Here is a 26,987-nt window from a genome sequence, read left to right on the forward strand (position 1 = left end):
TTAGTTCATAGGCCACTGTTGCGGAAACATCCGCCGGTGAGGCAGGATTCAAACAAGATCGCTTGCTTGCTCATTCACTCGTCCGAATAACAAACAGGGGATACCACCGTGCCTGAATCCGTCAGCCCGCAGGGATTCGCCGACGAGGCCGAGCTGCGCAGCCTCAACCGGGCGGTCGTCGAGCGGTACATGCGCACCCTCGGCCAGGACCGGCTGAGCCGGCACGAGCTCTTCACCGAGGACGGCGTCGGCGGCCTCTGGACCACCGACACCGGCTCCCCGGTCGCCACACACGGCCGGGACCGGCTGGGCGAGCACGCCGTGTGGTCGCTCAAGTGCTTCCCGGACTGGGAGTGGTACAACGTCCAGATCTTCGAGACCCAGGACCCGAACCGCTTCTGGGTCGAGTGCGACGGGCGCGGGAAGATCCTCTTCGGCGACTATCCCGAGGGCTACTACGAGAACCACTTCATCCACTCGTTCGAGTTCGAGAACGGGAAGATCAAGCTGCAGCGCGAGTTCATGAACCCGTTCCAGCAGCTGCGCGCCCTCGGAATTCCGGTCCCGGAAATCAAGCGGACCGGAATACCCACCTGACGAATCAAAAACATACCGCCGGATCGGAGTACGTCGTGGAAGACGTTATACGGGAGATTCGTATCCGCGGGGCGTTGCAACAACCCGAATGGGGCGACCTTCCCCAGGTCAATCGGGTGGGTGAGGCTCTCGCCTCACGCCCCACCCTGGTCCAGCCGGACGACCTGGCCACCTTGCGCACCCTGCTGGGAAAAGTGGCGCTCGGAGAAGCCCTCGTGCTGCAGTCCGGGGACTGCGCCGAGGATCCTCAGGAATGCACACGTCAACATGTGGCGCGGAAGTCCGCGCTGCTCGACCTGCTCGCCGGGACGCTCGGTCTTCGGACCGGAAAGCCCGTCATCCGGGCGGGTCGTATCGCCGGGCAGTTCGCCAAGCCCCGCTCCAACCCCACCGAAGTCATCGACGGAGTCGAACTTCCGGTCTTCCGTGGGCACATGGTGAACGGTCCGGAGGCGGATCCGGAGATCCGCCGGCCCGACCCGCTGCGCATCCTCACCGGCTACATGGCGGCCGGTGACATCGTCGAGCACCTCGGCTGGCGCGACCGCGCGGCCGGCCGCGACGTGGTCGAGCCGCTGGTGTGGACCAGCCACGAGGCCCTGCTGCTCGACTACGAGATGCCGATGCTGCGCGTCGACGACAAGGGCCGGCTGTTCCTGGGCTCCACCCACTGGCCGTGGATCGGTGAGCGCACCCGCCAGGTGGAGGGCGCGCACGTCGCCCTGCTGTCCCAGGTGGCCAACCCGGTGGCCTGCAAGGTCGGCCCCGGCATGGAGCCCGACGAGCTGCTCGCCCTGTGCGAGAAGCTCGACCCGTGGCGCGACCCGGGCCGTCTCACCCTCATCGCGCGGATGGGCGTCGACGCGGTCTCGGACCGGCTGCCGAAGCTCGTCGACGCGGTCCGCGGTGCGGGCCACCCCGTCGTCTGGCTCAGCGACCCCGTGCACGGCAACACCGTCACGGCACCCGGCGGGTACAAGACGCGTCTGGTGGAGACCGTCTCGCTGGAGGTCTCGCGCTTCGTCGAGGCCGTTCGCGCCGCGGGCGGCGTGGCCGGCGGGCTGCACCTGGAGACCACTCCGGACGACGTGACCGAGTGCGCCTCGACCGAGGCCGACCTCGACTCCGTCGGCGAGCGCTACACCTCGTGCTGCGACCCCCGGCTGAACCCGGCCCAGGCCGTCGCCGTGGTGTCGGCCTGGACCGTCTGACCGGTCCGTCCGCCACCGCGCGCACCCTCCGTACTCCGCCCCGCTCTGCGCGCCCCACTCACATCCGCGCATCAAGCAAAGAACCGGAGCCATGACCGGCATACCCCCGATCCCGTCGTACCCGTTACCAGCCGAGGGCGACCTGCCGCCGGCCACCGTGTCCTGGGCCGCCGAGCCGGACCGCGCGGTCCTCCTCGTCCACGACATGCAGCGGTACTTCCTGGAGCCCCTCCACGACAGCACCCGGAACGAACTCGTCGGCAACGCGGCGCGCCTGCGCGACCGCTGTGCCGGCCTGGGCGTGCCGGTCGCCTACACCGCCCAGCCGGGCGGCATGACCGATGAGCAGCGCGGCCTCCTCAAGGACTTCTGGGGGCCCGGTATGACCCCCTCCCCGGAGGATCGCCAGGTGGTCGACGCCCTGGCGCCGGCCCCGCAGGACTGGCTGCTCACCAAGTGGCGCTACAGCGCCTTCTTCCGGACCGACCTGCTGGAGCGGATGCGTGCCGCCGGCCGCGACCAGCTGGTGCTGTGCGGCGTCTACGCCCACGTCGGCGTGCTGGCCACCGCCATCGAGGCCTTCACCAACGACATCCAGGTGTTCTTCGTCGCCGACGCCACAGCCGACTTCTCGGCGGAGTACCACCGCTCGGCGCTGACGTACGCCGCCGAGCGCTGTGCCCGGGTCACCACCGTGAAGGGGTTGTTCGCATGACGCGCGGCCTGCCCGGGACCCCCGGGAACGAGAGCGGGAACGAGAGCGGCCCCGACCTGCTCGGCCAGGTGCTGGAGGGCCGGCCGGAGGCCTTCGTCCTGCTGCACCGGCCCGGTGCGGCCGGCGCCGGGGACGGCGGCGGTCCGGTGGTGGAGGTGCTGACCGGCTCGGTCGCGCTGCCCGCCGCGCTGGCCGACATCCCGCTGCCCGAGGCCGCGGAGCCCGGCGCGGGGGAGCGGCACGAGGTGTTCGTGGTCGTCCCCTACCGGCAGCTCGCCGAGCGCGGCTTCGAGGCCGCCGACGACGGGACGCCGCTGGTGGCGATGACCGTCACCGGCCAGCAGCGGCTGCCGCTGGCGGAGGCGCTGAGCCGGATCCCGGACGTGCCGACCCCGCTGGCCGGCGGCGCCTTCGACATCGACGACGAGGCGTACGGCGAGGTGGTCGGCCGGGTCGTCAAGGAGATGATCGGCACCGGCGAGGGCGCGAACTTCGTCATCAGGCGCACCTTCGTCGCCGACATCACCGACTACGGCCCGCTGAGCGCGCCCGCGCTGTTCCGCCGGCTGCTGGAGCACGAGACCGGCGCGTACTGGACCTTCCTGGTGCACACCGGGGAGCGGACGCTGGTCGGCGCCTCGCCGGAGCGGCACGTCAGCCTCCGGGACGGCACGGCGGTGATGAACCCGATCAGCGGCACCTACCGCTACCCGCCGTCCGGGCCGACCCTGTCGGGCGTGCTGGAGTTCCTCGGCGACCGCAAGGAGACCGACGAGCTCTACATGGTGGTGGACGAGGAGCTCAAGATGATGGCCCGGATCTGCCCCGGTGGCGGCCGGGTGGTCGGGCCGTATCTCAAGGAGATGGCCCGGCTCGCGCACACCGAGTACCTGATCGAGGGCCGGACCGACCGGGACGTGCGGGAGATCCTGCGCGAGACGATGTTCGCGCCGACCGTGACGGGCAGCCCGGTGGAGAGCGCCTGCCGGATCATCCACCGGTACGAGCCGGGCGGGCGCGGCTACTACAGCGGGGTCGCCGCGCTGATCGGGCGGGACGCGGCGGGGGAGCGGGTCATGGACACCGCGATCCTGATCCGGACCGCGGACATCAGCCCGCAGGGGCGGATCGGCATCGCGGTGGGTTCCACCATCGTGCGGCACTCCGACCCGGCCTCGGAGGCGGCGGAGACCCGGGCCAAGGCGGCCGGGCTGGTCGCCGCGCTGGACGGCGGAGAACAGAAACGTTTCGCCGATCACCCCAGCGTGCTCCGGGCCCTGGCGGCGCGCAACGACTCGATCGCCGACTTCTGGCTCGCCGACGCCGACTCCCGCGCCTCGTCCCGGCCCGAACTCGCCGGGCGCAGCGTCCTGGTGATCGACGCCGAGGACACCTTCACCTCGATGATCGAGCAGGAGCTGCGCTCCCTGGGCCTGCGCGTCACGGTGCGCCGGTTCGACGAGGAGTACGCCTTCGAGGGCCACGACCTGGTGGTGATGGGTCCGGGCCCGGGCGACCCGCAGGAGGCCGCGCACCCCAAGATGCGGCATCTGCGCTCGTCGATCGAGACCCTGCTGGCCGAGCGCCGGCCGTTCCTCGCGGTGTGCCTGAGCCATCAGGTGCTCGGGCTCCGGCTCGGTCTGCCGATCCGCCGCCGCACGGTGCCCAACCAGGGTGTGCAGAAGGCGATCGACCTGTTCGGCAGCGCCGAGCGGGTCGGGTTCTACAACACCTTCGCCCTGGTCGGCGAGGCGGACGAAGTCCCCGTGGACGGCGTCGGCCCGGTCCTGCTGAGCCGTGATCCGGAGAGCGGAGAGGTCCACGCGATGCGCGGGCCCGGCTTCGCCTCCTTCCAGTTCCACCCCGAGTCCGTCCTCACCAGGGAGGGGCCGCGGATCGTGGCCACCGCCCTGACCGGACTGCTCGGTCCGGCGCGGGTCTCCGACCCCGCCTGAGCCGCCCGCCGCCCGGCCTCGCCGGGCGGCCGGCCGCCCCCGGGACCGCCGGGCCGGCGCTCTCCCCCGTGAGTGCCGGTCCGGCTCCCCCTGCCCGCAGCCGCGTCGCGATCCGGCACGCGGCGCGGTGAACCGCGCCTTCCGAACCCGGCGCACCGCGCGCTCCCGGCGAGGAGCACCACACCTTTGCCGACGCCGCGCGGCCCGCAGTCCCCAAACGACCAGTGGGAGGACCCATGCACAAGTACGTCGTCGTCGACGCGTTCGCGCGCCGGCCCCTCACCGGCAATCCGGTGGCGGTCTTCTTCGGGGCCGACGACCTGTCCGGTGAGCAGATGCAGCGCATCGCCCGGGAGATGAACCTCTCCGAGACCACCTTCGTGCTCGCCCCCAAGCAGGGCGGCGACCACCATGTGCGGATCTTCACCCCGGTGAACGAACTCCCCTTCGCGGGGCACCCGTTGCTCGGCACGGCGATCGCGCTGGGCGGTCACACCGAGGCCGACTCGCTGCGGATCGAGACCGCGATGGGCGTCATCCCGTTCGAGCTGGAGCGGGTGGACGGCCGGACCGTCGCCACCAGCATGCGCCAGCCGGTGCCGGTCTGGGAGCCGTTCGAACGCGCCGAGGAGCTGCTCTGGGCGCTCGGGGTGAGCGGCTCGACGCTCCCGGTGGAGATCTACCGCAACGGTCCGCGGCACGTCCTGGTCGGCTTCGAGAGCGTCGAGGCGCTCTCCAAGGTCGACCCGGACCACCGCGCGCTGGCCAGGTTCCCGGACATGGCGACCAACTGCATCGCCGGCTCCGGGACCACCTGGCGCAACCGCATGTTCTCGCCCGCGTACGGAGTCGTGGAGGACGCCGCGACCGGCTCCGCCGCCGGGCCCATCGCCATCCACCTCGCCCGGCACGGCCTCGGGGCCTACGGGCGGCGCATCGAGATCACCCAGGGCGTCGAGATCGGCCGCCCCTCGCCGATGGGCGCCCTGGTGCACGGCGAGGGCGACCGCGTCGACAGCGTCGAGGTCTCGGGCCACGGTGTCGTCACCATCGAAGGAGTGCTGCATGTCTGAACAGTCCACCCAGTCCACACAGCCTGACCAGTCCGCGCAGTCCGCACGGAAGCGGTCCGAGTCGCTGTCCGGGACCGTCGCGGTCGACTTCCCCGAGTTCCGCACCCCGCCGGCCGAGCCGATGGGCCTGCTGAACTCCTGGCTGGCGGACGCGGTCGGGCACGGCGTGCGGGAGCCGCGGGCGCTCGCGCTGGCCACCGCCGACGCCCGGGGCCGCAGTTCGTCCCGGATCCTGGTGATCAACCGGATCACCGACACCGGGATCGTCTTCGCCACCCACGCCGACAGCCAGAAGGGCCGGGAGCTGGTGGAGAACCCCTGGGCGTCCGGCGTCCTGTACTGGCGGGAGACCAGCCAGCAGATCATCCTGGCCGGGCCGGTGCGGCAGCTGTCCGACGCCATGGCGGAGGAGCTGTGGGCGGCCCGGGCGGTGTTCACCCACCCGATGACCACCGTCTCCCGGCAGAGCCGGCCGGTGGAGGACCTCGACCACTTCGAGGAGCTGCGGGCCAAGGCGCTGGAGCTGGGCCGGCCGCAGCAGCCGCTGCCCCGACCCGCGTCCTACGTGGCCTTCGAACTCGTGCCCGACGCCCTGGAGTTCTGGGCCGACGGCACCGACCGGCTGCACGAGCGGTTGCGCTACGACCGCACCGCCGACGGCTGGGGGGTCAGCCGGCTCCAGCCGTGATCCCCGCGCGGCCCCGGCCGCGCACCCCCGCCCGGTCCTACGTCCGAGGAGATGTCATGACCTCGCCACAGATCTTCGCCGACCACCACGATCTGCGCGCCCGCAACCGCCGGGCCGTCGAGCGGTACCTGGAGACGGGCCCGGAGGCCCGGCTGCGCCGGTACACCCTCTACACCGAGGACGGCACCGCCGCCCTGTTCTACACCGACATCGGCCGGCCGATCGTCGTCACCGGCCGGGAGAAGCTCAAGCGCCACAACGAGCTCTCCCTCGAAGTCCTGCCGGACTGGCGCTGGTTCGACGTCCGCTTCTACGAGACCCAGGACCCGGACACGGTCATGGTCGAGTGCGACGGCGAGGGCACCATCCGCTTCCCCGGCTACCCCGAGGGGCACTACCGCAACCACTTCATCCACGGATTCACGCTGCGGGACGGCTTCATCGCCGCCAGCCGCGAGTACACCAACCCGATCGAGCACATGAAGTCGCTCGGCATCGAGACCCCGCACATCAGGCGGGACTGGATTCCCACCGACTGACCCGTCGGGCAGGGAGTCCGGGTGCCGGACGCACGCACGAAGGAGATTCGATGGAGTTCCACTCGTGTCCGAGGAACCACGGACGGGAGATCCCCGCGGCCGCGGGGTCCGTCCTCTGCGACCCGTGCATCAGGCAGTTGGAACGCACCCTGCGGGCACTCCCGGAGCTGCACCAGGAGTGCCTGCACCACATCCAGACCGAGCCCCGGCGGCGCAATCCCACCCGGGTCTCCGGGAGCCGCCGCCGGGACCGGCTGAACCTGGCCGCGATCGACGCCCGCAACAACATCGTGGCGATCCTGGAGGCCTGGTCGGGATTCGCCGCCGAGCGGCTCGGCACCACCACGGCGATCCGCTCGGTGCCGCACCTGGCCCGGTTCCTCGACCGCCACCTGGACTGGCTCACCGCGCAGCCGCCGGCCGCCGAGTTCGCCGACGAGATCGAGGACCTGCGGGTCGAACTGCTCAACGCGATCGACCCCGAGGCCGGCGACCGCGCGGTGCCCACCCGGGCCTGCGTGGTGGACGGCTGCCCGGGGACGATCGACGCCTCACCGCAGCACACCAACGGGAGACGGACCAGCATCGGCTGCTCGTCCGGACATTCATGGGGGATACGCGAATGGCTCACGCTACGGCATCTCTTGGACCAACGGCGCAAGGCGGCCGTCTGAGCCGCCCGCCCCGCCACCGGCTGGTCCCGACGAACGTCGCCGCGCTCGCCGCGGGCGTCTCCGAGGCGACCATCCGCAAATGGGTCAGCCGCGGCAAGATCACCCGCTACGGCACGCCCGGCCGCTCGGAGTTCGACATCGAGGAACTCACCGAGATCGCCCTGCGCCGCCGGCACTGACGCGCACCGGCGACGCTCGGCGTGTGACAACCCCGCGGATCCGTTGCCGGGCGGGCGGCAATACCGCCCGTCAACGGATCCGCAGGTGCTCAAGGTACGACCGCGCGTTGCGCCGGATCTCCGGCACACTGTCGCCGCCGAACTTCTCCGCCACCGCGTCCGCCAGCACCAGCGCGACCATCGCCTCCGCGACGATCCCGGCGGCCGGCACCGCGCAGACGTCGGAGCGCTGGTGGTGCGCCCTGGCCGGCTCCCCGGTGGCGACGTCCACGGTGGCCAGCGCCCGGGGCACGGTCGCGATCGGCTTCATCGCCGCGCGCACCCGCAGCGGCTCGCCGGTGGACAGGCCGCCCTCGGTGCCGCCGGCGCGACCGGACAGCCGCCGGGCGCCGTCCGCGGTCGGCACGATCTCGTCGTGCGCCAGCGAGCCGGGCACCCGGGCCAGTCCGAAGCCGTCGCCGAGCTCGACACCCTTGATCGCCTGGATGCCCATCAGCGCGGCGGCCAGCCGGGCGTCCAGCCGGCGGTCCCAGTGCACGTGCGAACCCAGCCCGACCGGCACCCCGTACGCCAGCACCTCGACCACCCCGCCCAGGGTGTCGCCGTCCTTGCGGGCCCGGTCGATCTCCTCGACCATCGCCCGCGAGGCGCCGGCGTCCAGGCAGCGCACCGGGTCCGCGTCCAGCCGCTCCTCGTCCGAGGGCAGCGGCGGCACCCCGGCCGGGGCCTTCGTCGCGGCCAGCTCCACCACGTGCGAGACGAGCTCCACGCCGACGGTCTCCCGCAGGTAGGAGCGGGCGATCGCGCCCAGCGCCACCCGGGCGGCGGTCTCCCGGGCGCTGGCGCGCTCCAGGACCGGCCGCGCCTCGTCGAAGCCGTACTTCTGCATCCCCGCGAGGTCCGCGTGCCCGGGCCGGGGCCGGGTCAGCGGCGCGTTGCGGGCCGAGCCGGCCAGCACCTCCGGGTCCACCGGATCGGCCGCCATGACCTGCTCCCACTTCGGCCACTCGGAGTTGGCCACCATCACCGAGACCGGCGAGCCGAGGGTCAGCCCGTGCCGGACGCCGCCGAGCAGGCTCACCTCGTCCCGCTCGAAGGACATCCGGGCGCCGCGGCCGTAGCCCAGCCGCCGCCGGGCGAGTTGGTCCGCCACCAGTGCGGTGGTCACCGGGACGCCGGCGGGCAGCCCCTCCAGTGTCGCGACCAGCGCGGGTCCGTGCGACTCGCCCGCGGTCAGCCAGCGCAACCTGCTCAACGGTGCCTGCTCCTCACTTCGCCACGGCGATCTCTCGCCGGTGGTTCGCCGATTGTTGGCCCCGCGATCGGGGCGGACGGGGCGGGGCCGGGGGCTCCCCGAGGACGGGAGCCCCCGGCCCCGCGCGCCGTCAGCGCTTCTCGTAGAGCCGCTTGTGCCCGCTGATCCCCGCCAGCCGGAACGGGCCGGTGGTCTCGGCCGGGGTCGCGTGGTCGCTCCCGTCGGTCGGCAGGGTCCGCTCGTGCAGCGCGCGGTAGCGGTCGTAGCCGATCGCCTGCCGCCGCTCGATCGCCGTCCGGTGCTCGGCCGTCCGCAGGTGCTCCCGGTAGCCGGGCACCACCGTCCCGGCGAAGAACTCCGCGACACTGCCCGAGCCGTAGCTGAGGAAGCCCACCGGCTGCCCGGTGAGGTCCTCCGCCTGGTCGAGCAGCGCGGCCAGGCCCAGGTACACCGAGGCGGTGTAGCTGTTGCCGATCACCGCGTTGTACGCGGTGGTGAGCCCGAGGGCCTGCTTGACCGCCGTCTCGTCGGTGTCGTGCCCGGCGGAGTTCAGCAGGTGGCGGTGGGCCTTGTAGGCCATCTTGGTGAACGGCTGGTGGTAGCAGAAGGCGCTGAACGCCTCCAGCGGCCGGCCGCCCTGCTCGCTGTAGTCCTTCCAGGTGCCCTGGACGGCCTGGAGGTAGGCGCCGATGGACTCCTGGCCGTCGACCAGCGCGGCGTCCCGGTAGTTCGGCCGCCAGAAGTCCATCACGTCGGCGGTGAACAGGCCCGAGGGGTCCTCGATCCGCACCAGCGCCGGGTCCGCGCTGACCAGCATCGCCACGGCGGCGGCGCCCTGGGTCGCCTCGCCGGGGCTGTCCAGCTCGTACTTGGAGACGTCGCTCGCCACCACCAGGACCTTCTGGGACGGGTCGCGGTGGATCAGGCCGATGGCGAACTGCAGGGCCGCGGTGGCCCCGTAGCAGGCCTGCTTGAGCTCGACCACCCGGGTCGCGGACGGCAGGCCGAGCAGCGAGTGGACGTACACGCCCGCGGCCTTGGCCTGGTCGATCGAGGACTCGGTGGCGAACACCAGGGTCCGGATCCCGTCCGCGCCGTGCCGGGCGACGATCGGCGCGGCGGCCGCGGCCCCCAGGGTGACGATGTCCTCGTCGGCGGCCGGCACGCTCATCGACTGCTGGCCGATGCCCACGTGGTACTTGCCGATCTCGGTGCCGTTGTACTCGGCGAGCGCCGTGTGCGGCAGCACGAACTCGGTGGTGGCGAACGACAGATCGTGAATTCCGACAGTGGTACTGGCCGTACTGGCCGTACTGGTGGTGCTGGCTGTACTGGCGGTACTGGTGGACATCCCCTACACCCCGACCTTCTCCGTCTTGTTGCCGCGTTCCAGATGGACGTGGGCGCGCATCAGCTCGCCCGGGTTGGTCTGCGCCGCGAGCAGCGAGAGTTCGCCGCACAGCACGGTCGCCGCCGCGATGACGGCGAGCCGGCGGGCGTTCTCGCCGGGCTCGCGGTCGGCCCGGCAGCCGAGCCGGGCCAGGTTGGTCTCGACGAAGGCGAGCCCCTTGCCGTTGCCGACCGTGCCGACGATCAGGTTCGGCAGGGTGCAGGCGAAGTACAGGTCGCCGTCGCGGTCCTCGGCCATCACGACGCCCTGCGAGCCCTCGACGATGTTGGCGGCGTCCTGGCCGGTGGCCAGGTAGAAGCCGAGCAGCATGTTCGCGAAGTGCGCGTTGGCCGAGCGGATGCCGCCGGCGAGCAGGGTGCCGAGCATGTTCTTGCGGATGTTCAGCTGGACGACCTTCGCCGCCGTGGTGTGCAGCACGTCGGTGACCACCTCGCGCGGCACCAGCAGCTCGGTCACCACGTTCTTGCCGCGGCCGAGGATGCCGTTGATCGCGGTGGCCTTCTTGTCGGTGCAGTAGTTCCCCGAGATCGACCCGTAGGAGATGCCGGGGACGGTCCGCAGCAGGTGCTGCAGCAGCACGTCGGAGGCGAGCGTCGCCATGTTGTGCCCGGAGGCGTCGCCGGTGGTGAACTCGAACCGGACGAACAGCAGGTTGGCGTTGATCTCGTGCCGGACGTTGACGAGTTCGGCGAACCGGCTGCAGCCGCGCACCACCTCCTTGAGCTCCTCGAAGCGGGCCTCGATGCTCCGGGCGGCGGCCAGCGCGGTCTGCGCGTCGGTCGCCTCGACCAGCACCGAGCGGGTCATCCGCTCGTCGACCAGGGTGGCGACGATGCCCTGCTCGGCCAGCATGGAGACCTTCGCGCCCCGGCCCACCGAGGGCCACAGCGGCGACTCGTAGGTGGCCAGCGGGACGTGCGTCTCGGTGGTGGCGACGTTGCCCGAGATGCGGACCGGGCCCACCCAGCGCATCGGGACGCCGGCGATGGCGTGGTCGTCGGTCATCGGGTGCCTCCGGTGGTGGTGGTCCCGGCGGCGGAGCGCCGGGCGAACTGCGCGGGGTCGATGCCCCGGTCGGTGCAGAACTCGCGCAGGGTGCCCTGGATCAGCAGGTCCCGGCCGGTCAGCGCGGCCGGGGTGGCCGCCCCGAGCATGGTCATCATCGCCGCCAACTGGTCGAGCCAGCTGGACAGTTGGGTGACCAGCGCGTCCACGCCCTCGTCCATCAGGGTGCGCAGGAAGGTGCCGGACGCGCCGACGCCGGAGGCGCCGAGCGCCAGCGCGCGGGCCACGTCGAGCGGGTGGCGCACGCCGCCGGAGGCCAGCACGGGCAGGTCCACGTCCCGCGCGTCCAGCAGGCAGGCGGCGGTGGACAGGCCCCAGCCCTCCAGGAAGGTGTAGTCGCGCAGGTCGCGCCGGCCGTTCTCGATCCGGGCGAAGTCGGTGCCGCCCCGGCCGCCGAGGTCGGCCACCCGCACGCCCAGCTCGCGCAGCGTCAGGACGGTCTCCCGGCTGAGCCCGAAGCCGACCTCCTTGACGATCACCGGCACGTCCACGGCCGCCACGATCTTGCCGATCTGCGGCACCCAGGCGGAGAACGAGCGGTCGCCCTCCGGCATCACCGTCTCCTGCACGGTGTTGATGTGGATCTGCAGCGCGTCGGCCTTCAGCAGGTCGACGGCGCGGCGCGCCTTCTCGACCGAGGCCGTCGCGTTGACGTTGGCCAGGACGAAGCCGTCCGGGTTCTCCTCGCGCAGCACGCTGAAGGTGCCGGCGCAGGACTCGTCCTTGAAGTAGGCGCTCATCGAGCCCGAGGCGATCGGCACCCCGGTCTCCCGGGCGGCGATCGCGAGGTCGCGGTTGATTCTGCCGGTCATCTCGCTGCCGCCGGTCATCGCGTTGATGTACAGCGGGACCGGCCAGGTGATCCCGGCGAAGCTCGTCTCCAGCGAGACGTCCGGTCGGTCGATCCCGGCCAGGGCGTGGTGGACGAACGACACCTCGTCGAACTGGTTGCGCCCGACGTGGCCGTGCTGCTGCTCGACCGCGAGCCGGACGTGGTCGTCCTTGCGTTGAGAGATCATTCCTCGTTCCCTTCCGTGGCGGGACGCAGGGCCAGGGGTCGCACCCCGGCCGCGGTCCAGCGTTCGCGTAGGTGGTCGATGTCCGGCGAGGCTCCGGTGGCCCCGGTGTGCGCGGTGTCCTCGGTGCTGACGGCGGGTCCGGCGGGTCCGGCGTCCGCGGTCTCCAGCAGCGCGATGCCGCAGTCGCCGCCCCCCGCGCCGGAGGGCTTGGCCGCGCCGCCGACGGCCTCGGCGGCGTCGCACAGCGCCGTCAGGGCGGGGGTGAAGATGCCGATCCCGGCCTCCTCGTCCAGCCGGGCCAGCTCCCGCCGGGCGCGCCGGACGGTGGCCAGCAGCCCGTGCCGGTCGCCCCGTTCGAGCGCCTCGGCCGTGGCCCGCACGCAGTCGGTGGTGGCCGCCACGAACCGGCGGTGGGAGGCGGTGCCGCGCCAGGCCTTGCGGTGCAGACCGGACACCAGGTCCGTGGTGGAGGCGGGGGTGCCGGTCCAGCCGACCTCCAGGGCCAGGCCGGCCGGCGGCGGCAGCCGGCGGACTGCGAAGCCCGGCCAGGGCGCGGCCAGGGCCCCGGCCACGCCGTGCCGGCGGGCCAGGTCGAGGACGGCGGTCCGGTCGGGTGCCCGGTAGGCGATCCAGCCGCCCCAGGTGCTGGCGGCGAGGTCGCCGCCGGAGCCCTTGGGGTCGAGCTCCGCCGAGGCCAGCAGGGCCAGCCGGTACCGCTCCTCGGCCGACAGCGCCAGGCCGGCGTGCGCGGCCACCGCCGCGACGGTCGCCACGGTCACCGCGCCGCTCGACCCGAGGCCGAACTTGACGCCGTTCTCGTGCATCGTGCTGCTGATCGCGATGGACAGGTCCGGTGCGGGCCGCCCGTGTTCGGCCAGCAGCCGGGTGACGGTCCGGACCGCGGCGAGCACGTGGGCCAGCTCGCGGCGGGCCCGGTCGGCGTCCGCGACCCCGACCGGGTCGAGCCGGTCGCCCCGGCGCAGCCAGCGCACCGGCGCCGCGGTGAGGTCGGAGGAGATCACCACCCCCGCCTCGGCGGGCTCGGTGACGGTGGCCGTGACATGGCGGTCGACCGCCACCAGGATCGCCGGGTTGCCCGGCTCCACCACCGCGTACTCGCCTGCGACGAACAGCTTGCCCGGCGCGCGCCGGACCACCGGCGGGCGGCCGGTCGTCATGCGTCCGCGTCCAGCAGCCGGGCGGCCGGCCCGGGCCCGGCGATGTGCACCGAGCCGCTTCGGACGGCCTCGCGGACCACCCCGGCCACCCGGTCCGCCTCGGCCCGGCGGCAGAGCACCTTGACGTTGGGTCCGGCGTCCATGGTCGCCCAGGCCGACACCCCGGAGCGGCGCAGCTCCAGCACGGCGTCCAGCACGGTCACGGTGGCCGCTGAGAGGTAGCGCACCGCCGGGCGGGCCGCCAGCATCGTGGCGTGCATCCCGAGCGCGTTGCGCTCGGCGACCTCGCCCACCGCGTCGAGGTCGGCCCGGCGCAGAGCCTCCCGCATGTCGGCCAGGTCGGCCTGGCTGGAGGCGGCCCACGGCCGGTACAGCGGCGAGGTGTCGACGGTGCGGCGCATCGCCTCCCGGCTGGACACCGCCTTGGGGCCGGCGTCGACCACCGCGACGACCAGCGCCGGGTCCAGCTCGTCCACCGGCACCGGCACCGGTTCGGCGTACGAGCCGAGGTCGGGGTCGGCGCCGTGGTCCGGCTGTCCGGCGTGCCAGATCGCGAAGCCGCCGAAGACCGACCGCGAGGCCGAGCCGGAGCCGCGCCGGGCCAGCCGGGACAGTCCGGTGGCGTCGAGGCCGAGCCCGTAGGCGGCGGAGGCGGCGGCGGCCAGCGCGGCGAACCCGCTCGCGGAGGAGGCGAGTCCGGCCCCGGTGGGGACGGTGTTCCCGGTCTCCACCACGGCCCGCGCGGGCCGCCCGGCGCGCTCCCGGACCAGGTCGAGGAAGGCGACCACCCGGCGGCGCGGCTCGCCCTCCAGGGGGACGCCGTCGAGCGTCACGGTGTCCTGCCCGGCCGCCGGGTCGAGCCGGACCCGGGTGGTGGTCGGGAAGACGTCCAGGGTCATCGAGAGGCTGTCGGTCCAGGGGAGGACGAGCCGCTCGTCCCGCTTGCCCCAGTACTTGATCAGCGCGATGTTCGGGTGCGCGACGGCGGTGGCGTCCCCCGCGGCGGTCGCGGTGGCCGCGCCGGTCGGTGGTGCGGTGGCGGTCGGCTGTTCAGTGGCCATGGCCGGGGTGCTCCCTCAGCGGTACGGACCAGGTCTGGTCGGCGCCGGCCGCCAGCAGGGCGGCGGTGACCGCCGCGGCCTGCTCCTCGCGGGCCAGCGCGATCACGCAGCCGCCCATGCCGCCGCCGGTGATCTTGGCGCCGAGGCCGCCCGCGTCGAGCGCGGCCGCGACCATCCCGTCGATCCGGTCGGTGCTCAGGCCGCCCGCGCGGAGCAGCTCGTGGTACTCGGTCAGCTGCGCGCCGAGTTCCTCGGGCCGGCCCTCGGCGAGCGCCAGCCGGGCCGTGTCGGTCAGCTCGGAGGCCCGTCGGACGAAGGCCGCCTGGCTGCCCGGGTGCTGCCGGAAGCCCTGGCGGAGCAGCTCGACGGCGTCCTTGGTCTGGCCGGCGACGCCGCTGTCCGCGACGACGAACAGGCCGTCGCAGCCGATCGGCAGCTCCTGCGCCCGGCCCGCCTGGAACAGCAGCGGTGTGGTCGCGCCGACGGCCATCGCGTCGACGCCGCTGGCCCGGCCGTGGGCCACGTTCTCGGCCGTCTGCACCAGGTCGAACGCCATCTGCGGCGTGACCTCGCGGTCGAAGAGGTCGGCCAGCGCGTGCACCACGGCGCGCGCGCAGGCCGCGCTGGAGCCGAGGCCGCGGCCGACCGGGATCGCGCAGTCGATGATCACATCGAGGTGCAGGCTGTCGGGCACGCCCATCGCGGCGCGGAACTCGGCGGTCAGCCGGTGCAGTCCGCCGGACGCCTGGGTGGCCTTCGGGCGGGAGTCGGAGCCGGTCATGGTGAGGGAGAAGTCGTCCGGGTCGGCCGGCGACTGCGCGGAGTACCCGGCGGTGGCCGTGACGCCCAGCTGCGGAACCGGGAGGGCGAGCGCCGGGGCTCCGTAGACGACCGCGTGCTCACCCAGCACGATCGCCTTGGCGCGGGCGCGGCCGGTACCGACCGGCCGGGCCCCGCGGTGCTCCGACAACCCCTCGGGTGCGGCGGGTAGGGACAACGAACTCAGCTCCCCGTTTCGTTTCTGCATGGAGATCGCTCATCCAGAGTTCTCGGAAGGAATGAATCCGGCGGCGGTCCCGCGTACTGCGTACTGCGTCGGACGCGTGCATCGGGTCGGGACCGAAAAGGGCCTGCCGGGGACCGTGTTCTCGGTCCCCGGCAGGCCCGGGTGGTGCGGGTGGTGCGGGTGGTGCGGGTTACGCCTCGGCGACGAGCATCTTCTCGACCGGCCGCTTCCACTGGTAGTACGACTGGATCTTGTGGTACTCGCCCTTGGGCGTGGCGGTGACGCCGTAGACGAAGTTGCGGCCCTCGGTGCTGTACGGGGCGTTCTGCACGAGCTGGGTGATCTGCGGGGCGACGGTGACCGGCAGCGCCAGCGGCTCGGGCGTCATGACGGAGAAGGTGAGCCGCGAGATCTTCGGCGAGTCCCAGCTCAGGGTGGCGTACATGACGAACGCCTTCTCGTTGAACTCCAGCAGTTCCTCGCTGGGGGCGGGCAGGCCGACCTCCGCCAGCAGCGCGCGGACGCCCTCGGGCGCGAAGGTCTCCCGCGGCACGCGGCCGGAGGCGCCGCCGCCGAAGTAGAGGTTGACCGTCCGGCTGCCGTAGTCGATGCCGACGGTGCTGACGATGTCCGACAGCCCGTAGCGGTCGAAGAGGTCGAGGTTGGCGGTGACCCCCTCCGGCGCCGAGGGCAGCGCGGCGATCTCACGGGTCGTCAGCAGCCGCTCGATGGTGGGGAAGGACCAGGTCTTGGTGAACCCGGCCCGGACGCCGAAGTCGACGCCGCAGCTGTCGATCGGGAGCGAGCCGTGGACCTCGGCCAGCAGCTTGCCGACGGGGTGGTCGGTCTTCTCGGTCAGGCCGTGCTCCAGGGCGACGGCGTAGGGGTCGAGGCCCCGGGGGAGCATGGTGAAGCGGCAGTCCAGGTCATCGGCGCCGTTCGGGCTGTTCTGCACCCGGAAGGAGATCACCGACTCCGGGAGCACGTCCTGGTAGGCGGTCAGGATCGGCCACACCGTCTCGCGCTCGAAGGGCACCTCGACCACGCGGGCGGTTCCCTCGATGGCCGCGTAGAAGTTCTCCAGGAAGGCGCTTTCCGACATTCTTCTTCCACCTGTCCAATCGTGGCGTCTGTGTGGATCGGGACGCGTCGCGGCTGTGCGAGGTGCGACGTTTGCGCAGCCGTCCCCCCACCGGTCGGGCAGCCGCGCCGGAGGCCGGGCGGATGCGCGCACGCCGCGACTCACGCGGGTGACGGACGAACCGAGGGGGAACCAGTACCGTGCCGACCGCGGACCTGGTCCGACCTGCGCGGACCGGCGGTTTCGACACTCAACACCCGCCCCCGTAACGGGTTTTGGGCAGGGTGGGCGTGCAGAAATAGTGACACGCGGCGGCGCCGGGGCCAAGCCCCCCCGAAAGTGACCTGGGTCACGTGACCCCCACCGGAGTCCGGCCCCCCGGACGCGAGGTGGTATTCGGCGGCACGCGGTCGGCCGGTCTGGCATGATGTCCCCGGTGTCGGGGTGCTAGCTCAATGGGTAGAGCAGCGGACTTTTAATCCGTAGGTTCAGGGTTCGAGCCCCTGGCGCCCCACCGGCACGAAGGCCCGGGTCGGACGTCTCCGACCCGGGCCTTCGCCGTTCCCCGGTCGCCTCGCCGCCCGGCCGCGCTCTCGGCCCCGCTCCCCATGCTCGGGGCAGGCAAATCCCTTGGCGTGAAGTCTTTCTGACTGATCGTTGGAATTCTGCACCTGGCCGCGCCGCCGGACCGCCGGTGCCGCCGGATCGCTGGCACCGCCGGCGCCGCCCGTGCCGCGCCGGGTGGGGCGGCCGGGGCTGCAGCCGAGTACGCCGAGCACACGGCTCGATGAGGTAGGACGACCACTTTGTATGATCCAAGGTGGGTCTGCTGGGGGACATCGGGCCTGTGCGGAGGGCTGCGGACGGAGCGGCCGGGGGCGTTCGTCGGTTTTTGCGACCGTCGTATGTGCAACCCGGGAGCGTTCTGAACCGTCTCTCTGTGTGCAGTGCGTCCGGTCAAGACGGGCGCGGCGTCCGCCGGTGAAAGGTTCAGGCATGTCTGGTCAGTGGGACGAGGGTCCGGCCCGCGGTGACGACGCGCCCGGTGCGCTCACGGCCGACGGCGCGAACGGCGGCACGCCCGGAGCGCCCGGTGCGGCGGTGCCCCCGCCCCGGGCGGGCGGCCGCGCCGAGGCCCGCCGGGCGGCCCAGGGCAAGGCGGCTCAGGACAAGGGGGGCGCGGCCCAGGGCGCGCCGCCGGCCGGTGGCGGGCGGGCCGCGGCCCGGGCGGCCGCGCGCAAGCCGAAGCGGAACGTCAAGAAGATCGTCGCCTGGTCCGCCGCCGGTGCGCTCGTCCTGCTCGCGGGCACCGGCGGGCTGATCTACTTCAAGCTCAACGGCAACATCAAGTCCTTCGACGCGGACGCGATAGCCAAGGACCGTCCGCCGGAGGCGCAGGCCGACGCGGACGGCAACAAGCCGGTCAACCTCCTGCTGATCGGCTCCGACAGCCGCGGCAAGAACAACTCCGACCTCGGCGGCGGCGAGGACGGCGGCGCCCGCTCCGACACCACGATCCTGCTGCACGTCTACGCGGACCACAAGCACGCCGTGGGCATCTCCATCCCGCGCAACGCGATGGTGGCCATCCCGCCGTGCAAGCTGCCCAGCGGCAAGTGGACCAAGGGCGAGAACAGCAATCTGTTCAACGCGGCCTTCTCCGTCGGCGGCTCCGACGCCGGCAACCCCGCCTGCACCCAGAACACCGTGGAGACGCTCACCGGGATCCGGGTCGACCACACCATCGTGGTCGACTTCCAGGGCTTCTCGGCGATGACCAAGGCGGTCGACGGCGTCGACGTCTGCCTGCCGGAGGACATCCACGAGAGGGACCTCAACGAGAAGCTGCCCAGCAAGGGCGCCGTGGTCCTGAAGAAGGGCCCGCAGAAGGTGGAGGGCCAGCAGGCCCTCGACTACGTGCGGCTGCGGCACGGCCTCGGCGACGGCTCCGACATCGGCCGGATGAAGCGCCAGCAGGCGTTCATCGGCTCGCTCGCCACCAAGATCAAGAAGGAAGGGCTCAGCCCGACCACCCTGCTGCCGCTCGCCAACGCCGCCACCAGCTCGCTGACCGTCGACCCCGGCCTCGACAGCGCGGACAAGCTGCTCAACTTCGGCCTCTCGCTGCGCAACATCGACCTGCACGACCTCAAGTTCGTCACCCTGCCCTGGCGCTACCGGACCGTCGACAAGAACATCGACATCGTCCAGGCGGATGCCAAGAAGCTCTGGGCGACCCTCAAGTCCGACCAGACGATCGACGGCCAGAACGCCACCGGCGAGCAGCCCGCCGAGGCCGCCTCCCCGACCGCCCCGGCCTCGTCGGCCCCGACCGGCCCGGCCGCCGCGGCGCACACCGCCGCCGCCTCCTCCCCGCTGGCGTCCGACACCGCCAACAAGAACATCCGGGTGTCGGTCTACACCGGCACCACCGCCGGCGGCATGGCCGGCAAGGCGGCCGAGCAGCTGAAGGCGGCCAAGTTCACCGCCAACGCGGTCGGCCGGGCGGACAACCTCAAGTACACGACCACGATGGTCCAGTACGGCTCCGGGCAGAAGGCGAACGCCGAGAAGGTCGCCGCGGTGTTCCCCGGCGCGATCGTCGAGCCCGGCAGCTCGGCCGGCGTCACCGTGATCGTCGGCAAGGACTTCGCGACGGCCAACGGCGGCGCGACCTCCCCGGGCGCGACCACCGGCGGCCCGGCGGCCCCGTCCACCCCGGCCTCGCCCGAGTCGCTGCCCGGCAGCCTGGTCAGCGACGCCCGCTCGGCGGACGACAACATCTGCGACAACACCACCTACGGCTCCGGCGGCTGATACTCGCCCGCTCGCCTCCGGGGCCGGTACCGGGGCGCGGGCGTCGCGGGCCCGTGCCATGGTGGGCCTGTCGGACACGCGGGGGGACCGCAGGCCCGAAAGGCGGACCCGATGGCCGAGATCGCCCTGGAGCTGGACATCGCCGCGCCCCGCGCCGCCGTCCTCGCCGCGCTGACCACCCACGACGGCCTGACCTCCTGGTGGACCACCGAGGTGGCGCGGGAGGACGACGTGCTGCTGTTCGGCTTCCCCGACGTCCCCGAGCCGTTCCGGCTGCGGCGCGAGCGGGCCGACCCCGACCGGGTGGTCTGGACGAACGCCGGCGCCTTCCCCCCGCACTGGGCCGGCACCTGGATCAGCTGGGACCTCACCGACCTGCCCGACGAGCCGGGCGGGACCGCCCACCGCACCAGGCTGCTGTTCCGGCACGGCGGCTGGCAGCCCGGCAGCGAGGACGGCGTGCCCGCGGTGGCCGGCACCTGGGCCCAGTTGCTCGTCCGGCTGAAGGACTACGCGCAGAGCGGCACCGCGCAGCCGCTGTTCACCCCGGGCGGCCACCACCACGCGCCGTGACGGCGGCGCCACGGCCCGGGGCCCCGCGGCGGCCGGTGGCCCGCCAGGACGCCGTCCGGTGGCGGGATCGCGGAGGCACGGCGATCGTGGGCGGTGTACGGCCGTCGGGCCGCGCGGCCCGCGGGGCCCGCGCCCGGGCGGCCCGTCCGGCGGAGGACCATCGCTTGGAGGCCCAGGAATGCCCGTAGTCACCGCACCGTACAAGCCCGGCACCCCGTGCTGGGTGGACCTGATGGCGAGCGACCAGCAGGCCGCGCTCGACTTCTACCGCGACCTGTTCGGCTGGCAGGGCGAGGTCGGCCCGCCGGAGTTCGGCGGCTACGCCGTGTGCTCGCTGAACGGCAAGCCGGTCGCCGGGATCATGGCCCGCTCCGGCCCGGAGGGCCAGCCGCTGCCCCCGGTCTCCTGGACCACCTACCTCGCCACGGACGACGCCGACGCCGCCGGGCAGGCCATCGCCGGCGCCGGCGGCACCATCGTCTACCCGGTGATGGACGTGGGCGACACCGGCCGGATGCTGATCGCCGCGGACCCGACCGGCGCGCTCTTCGGCGTCTGGCAGAAGCTGGAGTTCATCGGCGCGGGCATCGTCAACGAGCCCGGCGCGCTGGTCTGGAACGAGCTCAACACCACCGACACGGCCGCGGCCGGCCGGTTCTACCAGCAGGCGCTCGGCCTGCGTCCGGGGACCATCCAGGGCATGGACGGGTTCTTCTCGCTCAACGTCGGCGACCACACGGTGGGCGGGATGCAGCCGGTCGCCGAGTACCTGGCGCCGGGCACCCCCTCGCACTGGATGACCTACTTCTCGGTGGACGACACCGACTCCACGGTGGACGCCCTGGTGAAGGCCGGCGGCTCGGTGGTCCAGCCGCCCTTCGACATGCAGGCCGGGCGGATGGCCGTGGTGTGCGACCCGCAGGGCGCGGTCTTCGCCGTCACCTCCACCCCGGACTCCCCCTGAGCCCCGGCCGTCCCGGCCCGGCCGCCCGTTCCCGCGACGCGCCGCCGGGAATGGGCGGCCCGACGCGCCTCGGCGGGTAAGACTGCACCCATGCTGGGGCTACCGGACGACATCCGCGCTTTCCTCTTCGACCTCGACGGGGTGCTCACCCAGACCGCCACGGTGCACGCCGCGGCCTGGAAGGACACCTTCGATGCCTTCCTGCGCGCCGAAGCCGCCCGCACCGGCGGGCCGTTCACCCCGTTCGACGCCGTCGCCGACTACGACGCCTTCGTCGACGGGCGGCCGAGACTCGACGGTACCCGCGCGTTCCTCCGGAGCCGGGGGATCGAGCTGCCCGAGGGCACCGACGCCGACCCGCCGGGCGCCCGCACCGTGCAGGGCGTCAGCCGCGCCAAGAACGACACCGTGCTGCGGATGATCCGCGAGCAGGGCGTCGCCCCGTACGAGGGCTCGGTCGCCTACGTGCGCCGGCTGCGCGCGCTCGGCCTGCCCGCCGCGGTGGTCTCGTCCAGCGCCAACTGCCGGGACGTGCTGCGCGCGGCGGGCATCGAGGGCTACTTCGACGTGATCGTGGACGGTGTCGTCGCCAAGCGGGACGGGCTGCCGGGCAAGCCCGCGCCGGACACCTACCTGGCCGCCGCCCGGGCGCTGGGCGTCGAGCCCGCGCACGCCGCCGTGTTCGAGGACGCGCTGGCCGGGGTCGCCTCCGGCCGGGCCGGCGGCTTCGGCGCGGTGGTCGGGGTGGACCGCACCGGGCAGGCCGCCGAACTGCGCCGCGACGGCGCCTCCGTGGTCGTCCAGGACCTCGCCGAACTGATCCCCGGCCCGGGCCCCCGGGCCGACCAGCCCGAGGGGGCGCCGGAATGACCGCTCAGGAGCAGCCCTTCGTCGTCGACCCCTGGCAGGTCGTCGAACAGGGCCTCGACCTCACCTCGATGGCCCGCGCCGAGTCCGTGTTCGCGCTCTCCAACGGCCACATCGGCCTGCGGGCCAACCTCGACGAGGGCGAGCCGCACGGCCTGCCCGGCACCTACCTCAACGGCGTCTTCGAGCTCCGGCCGCTGCCGTACGGCGAGGGCGGCTACGGCTACCCGGAGTCCAGCCAGAGCGTCATCAACGTGACCAACGGCAAGATCATCCGGCTGCTGGCGGACGACGAGCCCTTCGACCTCCGGTACGGCGAACTGATCAGCCACCGCCGCTGGTTGGACTTCCGCGAGGGCCTGCTGCGGCGCGCCGCCGAGTGGACCTCCCCGGCCGGGCGGACCATCCGGGTCGGCTCCACCCGGCTGGTCTCGCTCACCCAGCGGGCGGTCGCCGCCGTCGAGTACACCGTGGAGGCGGTGGACGGCCCGGTGCGGATCGTGCTCCAGAGCGAACTGGTGGCCAACGAGCAGCTGCCCGGCGGCGCCGACGGCGACCCGCGGGCCGCCGCCGTCCTGGAGGCCCCGCTGATCGCCGAGACGAACCACGCCGGCGGCACCAAGGCGGTGCTGGTCCACCGCACCCGGTACAGCGGCATCCGGGTCGCCGCCGGCATGGACCACGTCATCGAGGGGCCGGACCGGCTGGACACCGTCGCCGAGGCGGAGACCGACCACTGCCGGATCAGCGTCACCACCGTGCTCCGCCCCGGCGAGAAGCTGCGGCTGGTGAAGTTCATGGCCTACGGCTGGTCCGCGACCCGCTCGCTGCCCGCCGTCCGGGACCAGGTGGAGGCCGCGCTGACCGCCGCCCGGTACACCGGCTGGGACGGCCTGGTCGCCGAACAGGCGGACTTCCTCCAGGAGTTCTGGGACACCAGCGACGTCGAGATCGAGGGCGACGTCGAACTCCAGCAGGCCGTCCGGTTCGCCCTCTTCCACGTGCTCCAGGCCGGCGCCCGCAGCGAGGAGCGCGCCATCCCCGCCAAGGGGCTGACCGGCCCCGGTTACGACGGCCACAGCTTCTGGGACACCGAGGCCTTCGTCCTGACGGTGCTCACCTACTGCCTGCCGTCCGCCGTCACCCAGGCCCTGCGCTGGCGGCACACCACCCTGCCGCTGGCCCGCGACCGCGCGGTCCAACTCGGCCTCGCCGGAGCGGTGTTCCCCTGGCGGACGATCCGCGGCGAGGAGTGCTCGGGCTACTGGCCGGCCGGCACCGCCGCGTTCCACATCGGCGCGGACATCGCCGTCGCCGTCGCCCGCTACGTCCGCACCAGCGGGGACACCGAGTTCGAGCGCGAGTACGGGATCGAACTCCTCGTCGAGACGGCCCGGATGTGGCGCTCGCTCGGCCACCACGACGCGATCGGCCGGTTCCGCATCGAGGGCGTCACCGGCCCGGACGAGTACAGCGCCGTCGCCGACAACAACGTCTACACCAACCTCATGGCGCAGACGAACCTGCGCGCCGCCGCCGAGGCCGCCGCCCGGCACCCGCGCGAGGCCGCCGCGCTCGGCGTCGACACCGAGGAGACCGCGGCCTGGCGGGACGCCGCGGCCGCGATGTTCGTCCCGTACGACGAGAACCTCGGCGTCCACCCGCAGGCCGACGGCTTCACCGACCACCAGGTCTGGGACTTCGAGAACACCCCGCGCGAGAACTACCCGCTGCTGCTGCACTACCCGTACTTCGACCTGTACCGGAAGCAGGTGGTCAAGCAGGCCGACCTGGTGCTCGCCATGCAGGTCCGCGGCGACGCGTTCACCGACGAGCAGAAGGCCCGCAACTTCGCCTACTACGAGCGGCTGACCGTCCGCGACTCCTCGCTCTCCGCGTGCACCCAGGCGGTGATCGCCGCCGAGGTCGGCCAGCTCGACCTCGCGTACGACTACACCGCCGAGGCCGCCCTGATGGACCTCCACGACCTCGGCGGCAACACCCGCGACGGACTGCACATGGCCTCGCTCGCGGGGGCCTGCATCGCGCTGGTGGCCGGCTTCGGCGGCCTCCGGGACCACGGCGAGACGCTCTGGTTCCGGCCCCGGCTGCCCGCCGGGCTGATGCGGCTCAGCTTCTCGCTGCTGATCCGCGGGAAGCTGCTGGGGGTGCGGATCGACCACGACGAGACCACGTACACGCTGCGCCGGGGCGATGTGATCCAGCTGCGGCACGACGGCGAGACGGTGCAGGTGAAGGCCGGCGAACCGGTCTCGCTGCCGACCGTCACCCCACCCGCCCAGGAGCGCTGCGGCCAGCCGCCCGGCCGCGAACCGGCCCGCCGGCAGCCCCAGGCGGGTGTCACCGGCGGCCGGATCTCCTCCGGGCCCGACCACCTGGCCGCCGAGTAGCGCCCTCCGCCGACCTCGGCCCCTCCCACCCCTCACTCCGACGGGGCAGCCCCGGGTGCGGGGGGACGGGGGCCGGTGGAGGGTGCTGGTGTCGTGCGTCCCCGGCGTCAGGAGGTCCCCCCGTGGTGAGCGTGGCCGAGCAGCTGGTGGCGGTGCTCCGGCAGGCCGGGGTGGAGCGGGTCTACGGCGTGGTCGGGGACAGCCTCAACCCCGTCGTGGACGCCATCCGCCGGACGGACGGCATCGCCTGGGTGCACGTCCGCAACGAGGAGGCCGGCGCCTTCGCGGCCGCCGCCGAGGCCGAACTGACCGGCCGCCTCGCGGTCTGCGCCGGCTCCTGCGGCCCCGGCAACACCCACCTCGTCCAGGGCCTCTACGACGCCCAGCGCAGCGGCGTCCCGGTCCTCGCCCTCGCCTCGCACATCCCCTCCGGCCAGATCGGCACCGGCTTCTTCCAGGAGACCCACCCCGAGCGGGTGTTCACCGACTGCAGCAGCTGGTGCGAGACCCTCTCCACCCCCGCCCAGCTGCCCCGGCTGCTGCGGATCGCGATCCAGCACGCCCTCGGCGCCCGCGGCGTCTCCGTGCTGGCCTTCCCCGGGGACGTGGCCGCGCGCTCCGCCGCCGGTCCGACCGGCAGCAGCCACTTCCTCACCGAGCAGGCCGTCGCCGCCCCGCCCTGGTCCCAGGTGCAGGAGCTGGCCCGCGTGCTCAACGCCGCGCCCCGGGTGGCCCTGTTCTGCGGCGCGGGCGTCCGCGGGGCGCACGCCGAGGTGATGGAGCTCGCGGCCACCCTGCACGCGCCGGTCGGCCACTCGCTGCGCGGCAAGGAGTGGATCCAGTACGACAGCCCGTACGACGTCGGGATGAGCGGCCTGCTCGGCTACGGGGCGTGTCACGAGGCACTGCACACCGCCGACCTCGTCGTCCTGCTCGGCACCGACTTCCCGTACGACTCCTTCCTGCCCCAGGCCCGCACCGTCCAGGTGGACCACGACGCGACCCGGCTCGGCCGCCGGACCGCCCTCGACCTCGCCGTGCACGGCGACGTCTCGGCCACCCTGCGGGCCGTGCTGCCGCTGCTGGAGCAGAAGGCCGACCGGTCCTTCCTCGACGACATGCTGCGCCGGCACTGCCGGGCCCTGGAGGACGTGGTCGGCGCCTACACCCGGGACATCGAGAAGCACCTGCCCGTCCACCCCGAGTACGTGGCCTCGGTGCTGGACGAGGTGGCCGCCGACGACGCCGTGTTCACCGTCGACACCGGGATGAACAACGTCTGGGCCGCCCGCTACCTGCGGCCCAACGGGCGCCGCCGGGTGATCGGCTCCTTCCTGCACGGCTCGATGGCCAACGCGCTGCCGCACGCGATCGGCGCCCAACTCGCCTTCCCCGGGCGCCAGGTGGTGGCGATGGCGGGCGACGGCGGGCTGTCGATGCTGCTCGGCGAGCTGCTCACGGTGGCCAGGCACCGGCTGCCGGTGAAGACGGTGGTCTTCAACAACGGCGCGCTCGGCATGATCAAGCTGGAGATGCTGGTCTCCGGCTACCCGGAGTCGGAGATCGACAACGGCGACGTCGACTACGCCGGGATCGCCCGCGCGATGGGCATCCCGGCCAAGCGGGTCACCGAGCCGGCCCGGGTGCGGGAGGTCCTGGCGGAGGCGCTGGAACGGCCCGGCCCGGCGCTGGTGGACGTGGTCACCGACCCGAACGCGCTGGCCGTCCCGCCGCACATCACCGCGGCGCAGCTGAAGGGCTTCGCGCTGGCCGCCGGCCGGACGGTGCTGTCGGGCGGCGTCGGTCGCATGATCGACCTGGCCCGGTCCAATCTCCGGAACATCCCCCGGCCGTAGCAGCCTCGGCGCGGTTTGCCTCTGGGGCAAAAAAATTGCCCGAGCGGCACGGGAGGTGTCCACTGGACGCATGACCACCAGTCCAGCCGGTCCGCCCGCCGCGCCCGGCGTTCCCGTCACCCCTGTCGTCCCGGCCGCCGCCCCGGTCGCTCCGGTTGTCCCGGTGGACGACCACGAGACGCAGGAGGTGGCCGGCCTCGCCGCGCGGCTGCGCGAGCACCGGCTCAGCAGCCGCCTCACCTTGGAGGTCGCCGCCGCCCGGGTCGGTCTCTCCCCAGCCTACTTGTCGCGGCTGGAGACCGGGCGCCGTCAGCCCTCCCTGCCCGTCCTGCTCGGCCTCGCCCGCGCGTACGGCACCTCCGTCTCCGGCCTGCTCGGCGAGGCGTTCACCGAGCCCGATCCGGTGGTGCGCGGCGGCGCGATCGAACCCGGCCGGGCCGGCGGCTGGGGCTACCGGCGGGCCGGCGCGCCCGGCCGGGCGATGCAGGCGCTGCGGGTGCACGTCCCTCCAGGCGTGCAGGACGCGGTGGTCCGCGTCCACCCGGGCGAGGAGTGGCTGTACGTCCTGCAGGGCCGGCTCAAGCTGACCCTGGGCGAGCGCGCGCACCTGCTCGCCGAGGGCGACTCCGCCCACTTCGACTCGCTCACCCCGCACTGCATCGCCGCCGACTCCTCGGCCGGGGTCGAGCTGCTCTTCATGCACACCCTGCTGCAGAGCCCCGGCGGCGAACTCTGCCTCGGCGGCGGCCCCGCCACGCCGTACCACTGACCCGACGTCAGGACATCCGGAGG

Annotated in this window: 24 protein-coding genes and 1 tRNA gene; 17 read left to right on the plus strand and 8 right to left on the minus strand. The window is 73.2% G+C overall.

Annotated features, from left to right (window positions below):
* Positions 1-108 precede the first annotated feature (108 nt).
* The 9 genes from ACFP3U_RS08675 (at position 109) to ACFP3U_RS08715 (ending at position 7,631) form a co-directional block, all read left to right on the plus strand.
* The gene (locus ACFP3U_RS08675) at positions 109-597 is read left to right on the plus strand and encodes a PhzA/PhzB family protein (protein ID WP_380224697.1); all 489 of its coding nucleotides are present in this window, start codon (positions 109-111) and stop codon (positions 595-597) included.
* A gap of 35 nt (positions 598-632) precedes the next feature.
* A complete protein-coding gene (locus tag ACFP3U_RS08680; RefSeq protein WP_380224698.1) occupies positions 633-1,808 on the plus strand; it encodes a 3-deoxy-7-phosphoheptulonate synthase in 1,176 nt (391 codons plus the stop codon).
* A 91-nt stretch (positions 1,809-1,899) separates the two neighbouring features.
* Positions 1,900-2,523: an isochorismatase family protein gene (locus ACFP3U_RS08685; RefSeq protein ID WP_380224699.1), complete on the plus strand. Its 624-nt coding sequence runs from the start codon at positions 1,900-1,902 to the stop codon at positions 2,521-2,523.
* Positions 2,520-4,478, plus strand: coding sequence for an anthranilate synthase family protein (locus tag ACFP3U_RS08690; protein ID WP_380224701.1), 1,959 nt, complete (start codon positions 2,520-2,522; stop codon positions 4,476-4,478). Before ACFP3U_RS08685 ends, ACFP3U_RS08690 begins: the two co-directional genes overlap by 4 nt.
* Positions 4,479-4,714: 236 nt before the next feature.
* Positions 4,715-5,551, plus strand: coding sequence for a PhzF family phenazine biosynthesis protein (locus ACFP3U_RS08695; protein WP_380224702.1), 837 nt, complete (start codon positions 4,715-4,717; stop codon positions 5,549-5,551).
* Positions 5,544-6,239 carry a phenazine biosynthesis FMN-dependent oxidase PhzG gene (phzG, locus tag ACFP3U_RS08700; RefSeq protein WP_380224703.1) on the plus strand — a complete coding sequence of 232 codons (696 nt, stop codon included), beginning with the start codon at positions 5,544-5,546 and terminating at the stop codon, positions 6,237-6,239. Before ACFP3U_RS08695 ends, phzG begins: the two co-directional genes overlap by 8 nt.
* Before the next feature lie 56 nt (positions 6,240-6,295).
* Positions 6,296-6,778, plus strand: a complete 483-nt coding sequence (locus ACFP3U_RS08705; protein ID WP_380224704.1) for a PhzA/PhzB family protein — start codon at positions 6,296-6,298, stop codon at positions 6,776-6,778.
* A 50-nt stretch (positions 6,779-6,828) separates the two neighbouring features.
* Positions 6,829-7,452, plus strand: coding sequence for a hypothetical protein (locus ACFP3U_RS08710; RefSeq protein ID WP_380224705.1), 624 nt, complete (start codon positions 6,829-6,831; stop codon positions 7,450-7,452).
* Positions 7,401-7,631: a MerR family transcriptional regulator gene (locus ACFP3U_RS08715; RefSeq protein ID WP_380224707.1), complete on the plus strand. Its 231-nt coding sequence runs from the start codon at positions 7,401-7,403 to the stop codon at positions 7,629-7,631. The genes ACFP3U_RS08710 and ACFP3U_RS08715 overlap by 52 nt, the downstream gene beginning before the upstream one ends.
* Positions 7,632-7,701: 70 nt before the next feature.
* On the opposite strand, the gene aroC is transcribed toward ACFP3U_RS08715, so the two are convergent.
* The 8 genes from aroC to ACFP3U_RS08755 form a co-directional block, all read right to left on the minus strand.
* Entirely contained in the window at positions 7,702-8,886 is a 1,185-nt protein-coding gene (aroC, locus tag ACFP3U_RS08720) for a chorismate synthase (protein ID WP_380224708.1), read from the minus strand.
* Between the two features lie 130 nt (positions 8,887-9,016).
* Complete coding sequence (locus ACFP3U_RS08725) at positions 9,017-10,237, minus strand: hydroxymethylglutaryl-CoA synthase (protein ID WP_380224709.1); 1,221 nt, start codon at positions 10,235-10,237, stop codon at positions 9,017-9,019.
* 3 nt (positions 10,238-10,240) lie between these two features.
* Positions 10,241-11,302 carry a hydroxymethylglutaryl-CoA reductase gene (locus ACFP3U_RS08730; RefSeq protein ID WP_380224710.1) on the minus strand — a complete coding sequence of 354 codons (1,062 nt, stop codon included), beginning with the start codon at positions 11,300-11,302 and terminating at the stop codon, positions 10,241-10,243.
* A complete protein-coding gene (fni, locus tag ACFP3U_RS08735; protein WP_380224711.1) occupies positions 11,299-12,381 on the minus strand; it encodes a type 2 isopentenyl-diphosphate Delta-isomerase in 1,083 nt (360 codons plus the stop codon). Before fni ends, ACFP3U_RS08730 begins: the two co-directional genes overlap by 4 nt.
* A complete protein-coding gene (locus ACFP3U_RS08740; protein ID WP_380224712.1) occupies positions 12,378-13,559 on the minus strand; it encodes a phosphomevalonate kinase in 1,182 nt (393 codons plus the stop codon). Before ACFP3U_RS08740 ends, fni begins: the two co-directional genes overlap by 4 nt.
* Positions 13,556-14,620: a diphosphomevalonate decarboxylase gene (gene mvaD / locus ACFP3U_RS08745; RefSeq protein WP_380224713.1), complete on the minus strand. Its 1,065-nt coding sequence runs from the start codon at positions 14,618-14,620 to the stop codon at positions 13,556-13,558. Before mvaD ends, ACFP3U_RS08740 begins: the two co-directional genes overlap by 4 nt.
* Positions 14,610-15,647, minus strand: a complete 1,038-nt coding sequence (gene mvk / locus ACFP3U_RS08750; RefSeq protein WP_380224714.1) for a mevalonate kinase — start codon at positions 15,645-15,647, stop codon at positions 14,610-14,612. The genes mvaD and mvk overlap by 11 nt, the downstream gene beginning before the upstream one ends.
* A gap of 169 nt (positions 15,648-15,816) precedes the next feature.
* Positions 15,817-16,728: an aromatic prenyltransferase gene (locus ACFP3U_RS08755; protein WP_380224715.1), complete on the minus strand. Its 912-nt coding sequence runs from the start codon at positions 16,726-16,728 to the stop codon at positions 15,817-15,819.
* Between the two features lie 420 nt (positions 16,729-17,148).
* On the opposite strand from ACFP3U_RS08755, the gene ACFP3U_RS08760 reads away from it, so the two are divergent.
* The 8 genes from ACFP3U_RS08760 to ACFP3U_RS08795 all read left to right on the plus strand — a co-directional run bounded on the left by ACFP3U_RS08760 (position 17,149) and on the right by ACFP3U_RS08795 (position 26,964).
* A tRNA-Lys gene (locus ACFP3U_RS08760) sits at positions 17,149-17,221 on the plus strand.
* A 482-nt stretch (positions 17,222-17,703) separates the two neighbouring features.
* Positions 17,704-19,524, plus strand: coding sequence for an LCP family protein (locus tag ACFP3U_RS08765; RefSeq protein WP_380224716.1), 1,821 nt, complete (start codon positions 17,704-17,706; stop codon positions 19,522-19,524).
* A gap of 111 nt (positions 19,525-19,635) precedes the next feature.
* Positions 19,636-20,097, plus strand: coding sequence for an SRPBCC family protein (locus tag ACFP3U_RS08770; protein ID WP_380224717.1), 462 nt, complete (start codon positions 19,636-19,638; stop codon positions 20,095-20,097).
* A gap of 178 nt (positions 20,098-20,275) precedes the next feature.
* The gene (locus ACFP3U_RS08775) at positions 20,276-21,061 is read left to right on the plus strand and encodes a VOC family protein (protein WP_380224719.1); all 786 of its coding nucleotides are present in this window, start codon (positions 20,276-20,278) and stop codon (positions 21,059-21,061) included.
* Between the two features lie 90 nt (positions 21,062-21,151).
* Positions 21,152-21,931, plus strand: coding sequence for an HAD family hydrolase (locus ACFP3U_RS08780; RefSeq protein WP_380224720.1), 780 nt, complete (start codon positions 21,152-21,154; stop codon positions 21,929-21,931).
* Positions 21,928-24,339, plus strand: a complete 2,412-nt coding sequence (locus ACFP3U_RS08785) for a glycoside hydrolase family 65 protein (protein ID WP_380224721.1) — start codon at positions 21,928-21,930, stop codon at positions 24,337-24,339. Before ACFP3U_RS08780 ends, ACFP3U_RS08785 begins: the two co-directional genes overlap by 4 nt.
* Positions 24,340-24,461: 122 nt before the next feature.
* A complete protein-coding gene (locus ACFP3U_RS08790) occupies positions 24,462-26,195 on the plus strand; it encodes a pyruvate dehydrogenase (RefSeq protein ID WP_380224723.1) in 1,734 nt (577 codons plus the stop codon).
* 70 nt (positions 26,196-26,265) lie between these two features.
* The gene (locus ACFP3U_RS08795; protein ID WP_380224724.1) at positions 26,266-26,964 is read left to right on the plus strand and encodes a helix-turn-helix domain-containing protein; all 699 of its coding nucleotides are present in this window, start codon (positions 26,266-26,268) and stop codon (positions 26,962-26,964) included.
* Positions 26,965-26,987 lie beyond the last annotated feature (23 nt).

The organism is Kitasatospora misakiensis (genome assembly GCF_042656005.1).
Classification (GTDB): Bacteria; Actinomycetota; Actinomycetes; order Streptomycetales; family Streptomycetaceae; genus Kitasatospora; species Kitasatospora misakiensis.

What these genes read in the sequence shown, in the direction of transcription:
- ACFP3U_RS08685 (WP_380224699.1), top strand. Translation starts at nt 1,900, where the DNA reads ATGACCGGCATACCCCCGATCCCGTCGTACCCGTTACCAGCCGAGGGC.
- ACFP3U_RS08690 (WP_380224701.1), top strand. Translation starts at nt 2,520, where the DNA reads ATGACGCGCGGCCTGCCCGGGACCCCCGGGAACGAGAGCGGGAACGAG.
- ACFP3U_RS08695 (WP_380224702.1), top strand. Translation starts at nt 4,715, where the DNA reads ATGCACAAGTACGTCGTCGTCGACGCGTTCGCGCGCCGGCCCCTCACC.
- phzG (WP_380224703.1), top strand. Translation starts at nt 5,544, where the DNA reads ATGTCTGAACAGTCCACCCAGTCCACACAGCCTGACCAGTCCGCGCAG.
- ACFP3U_RS08705 (WP_380224704.1), top strand. Translation starts at nt 6,296, where the DNA reads ATGACCTCGCCACAGATCTTCGCCGACCACCACGATCTGCGCGCCCGC.
- ACFP3U_RS08710 (WP_380224705.1), top strand. Translation starts at nt 6,829, where the DNA reads ATGGAGTTCCACTCGTGTCCGAGGAACCACGGACGGGAGATCCCCGCG.
- ACFP3U_RS08715 (WP_380224707.1), top strand. Translation starts at nt 7,401, where the DNA reads ATGGCTCACGCTACGGCATCTCTTGGACCAACGGCGCAAGGCGGCCGT.
- ACFP3U_RS08725 (WP_380224709.1), bottom strand. Translation starts at nt 10,237, where the DNA reads ATGTCCACCAGTACCGCCAGTACAGCCAGCACCACCAGTACGGCCAGT.
- ACFP3U_RS08730 (WP_380224710.1), bottom strand. Translation starts at nt 11,302, where the DNA reads ATGACCGACGACCACGCCATCGCCGGCGTCCCGATGCGCTGGGTGGGC.
- fni (WP_380224711.1), bottom strand. Translation starts at nt 12,381, where the DNA reads ATGATCTCTCAACGCAAGGACGACCACGTCCGGCTCGCGGTCGAGCAG.
- ACFP3U_RS08740 (WP_380224712.1), bottom strand. Translation starts at nt 13,559, where the DNA reads ATGACGACCGGCCGCCCGCCGGTGGTCCGGCGCGCGCCGGGCAAGCTG.
- mvaD (WP_380224713.1), bottom strand. Translation starts at nt 14,620, where the DNA reads ATGGCCACTGAACAGCCGACCGCCACCGCACCACCGACCGGCGCGGCC.
- mvk (WP_380224714.1), bottom strand. Translation starts at nt 15,647, where the DNA reads ATGCAGAAACGAAACGGGGAGCTGAGTTCGTTGTCCCTACCCGCCGCA.
- ACFP3U_RS08755 (WP_380224715.1), bottom strand. Translation starts at nt 16,728, where the DNA reads ATGTCGGAAAGCGCCTTCCTGGAGAACTTCTACGCGGCCATCGAGGGA.
- ACFP3U_RS08765 (WP_380224716.1), top strand. Translation starts at nt 17,704, where the DNA reads ATGTCTGGTCAGTGGGACGAGGGTCCGGCCCGCGGTGACGACGCGCCC.
- ACFP3U_RS08770 (WP_380224717.1), top strand. Translation starts at nt 19,636, where the DNA reads ATGGCCGAGATCGCCCTGGAGCTGGACATCGCCGCGCCCCGCGCCGCC.
- ACFP3U_RS08775 (WP_380224719.1), top strand. Translation starts at nt 20,276, where the DNA reads ATGCCCGTAGTCACCGCACCGTACAAGCCCGGCACCCCGTGCTGGGTG.
- ACFP3U_RS08780 (WP_380224720.1), top strand. Translation starts at nt 21,152, where the DNA reads ATGCTGGGGCTACCGGACGACATCCGCGCTTTCCTCTTCGACCTCGAC.
- ACFP3U_RS08785 (WP_380224721.1), top strand. Translation starts at nt 21,928, where the DNA reads ATGACCGCTCAGGAGCAGCCCTTCGTCGTCGACCCCTGGCAGGTCGTC.
- ACFP3U_RS08795 (WP_380224724.1), top strand. Translation starts at nt 26,266, where the DNA reads ATGACCACCAGTCCAGCCGGTCCGCCCGCCGCGCCCGGCGTTCCCGTC.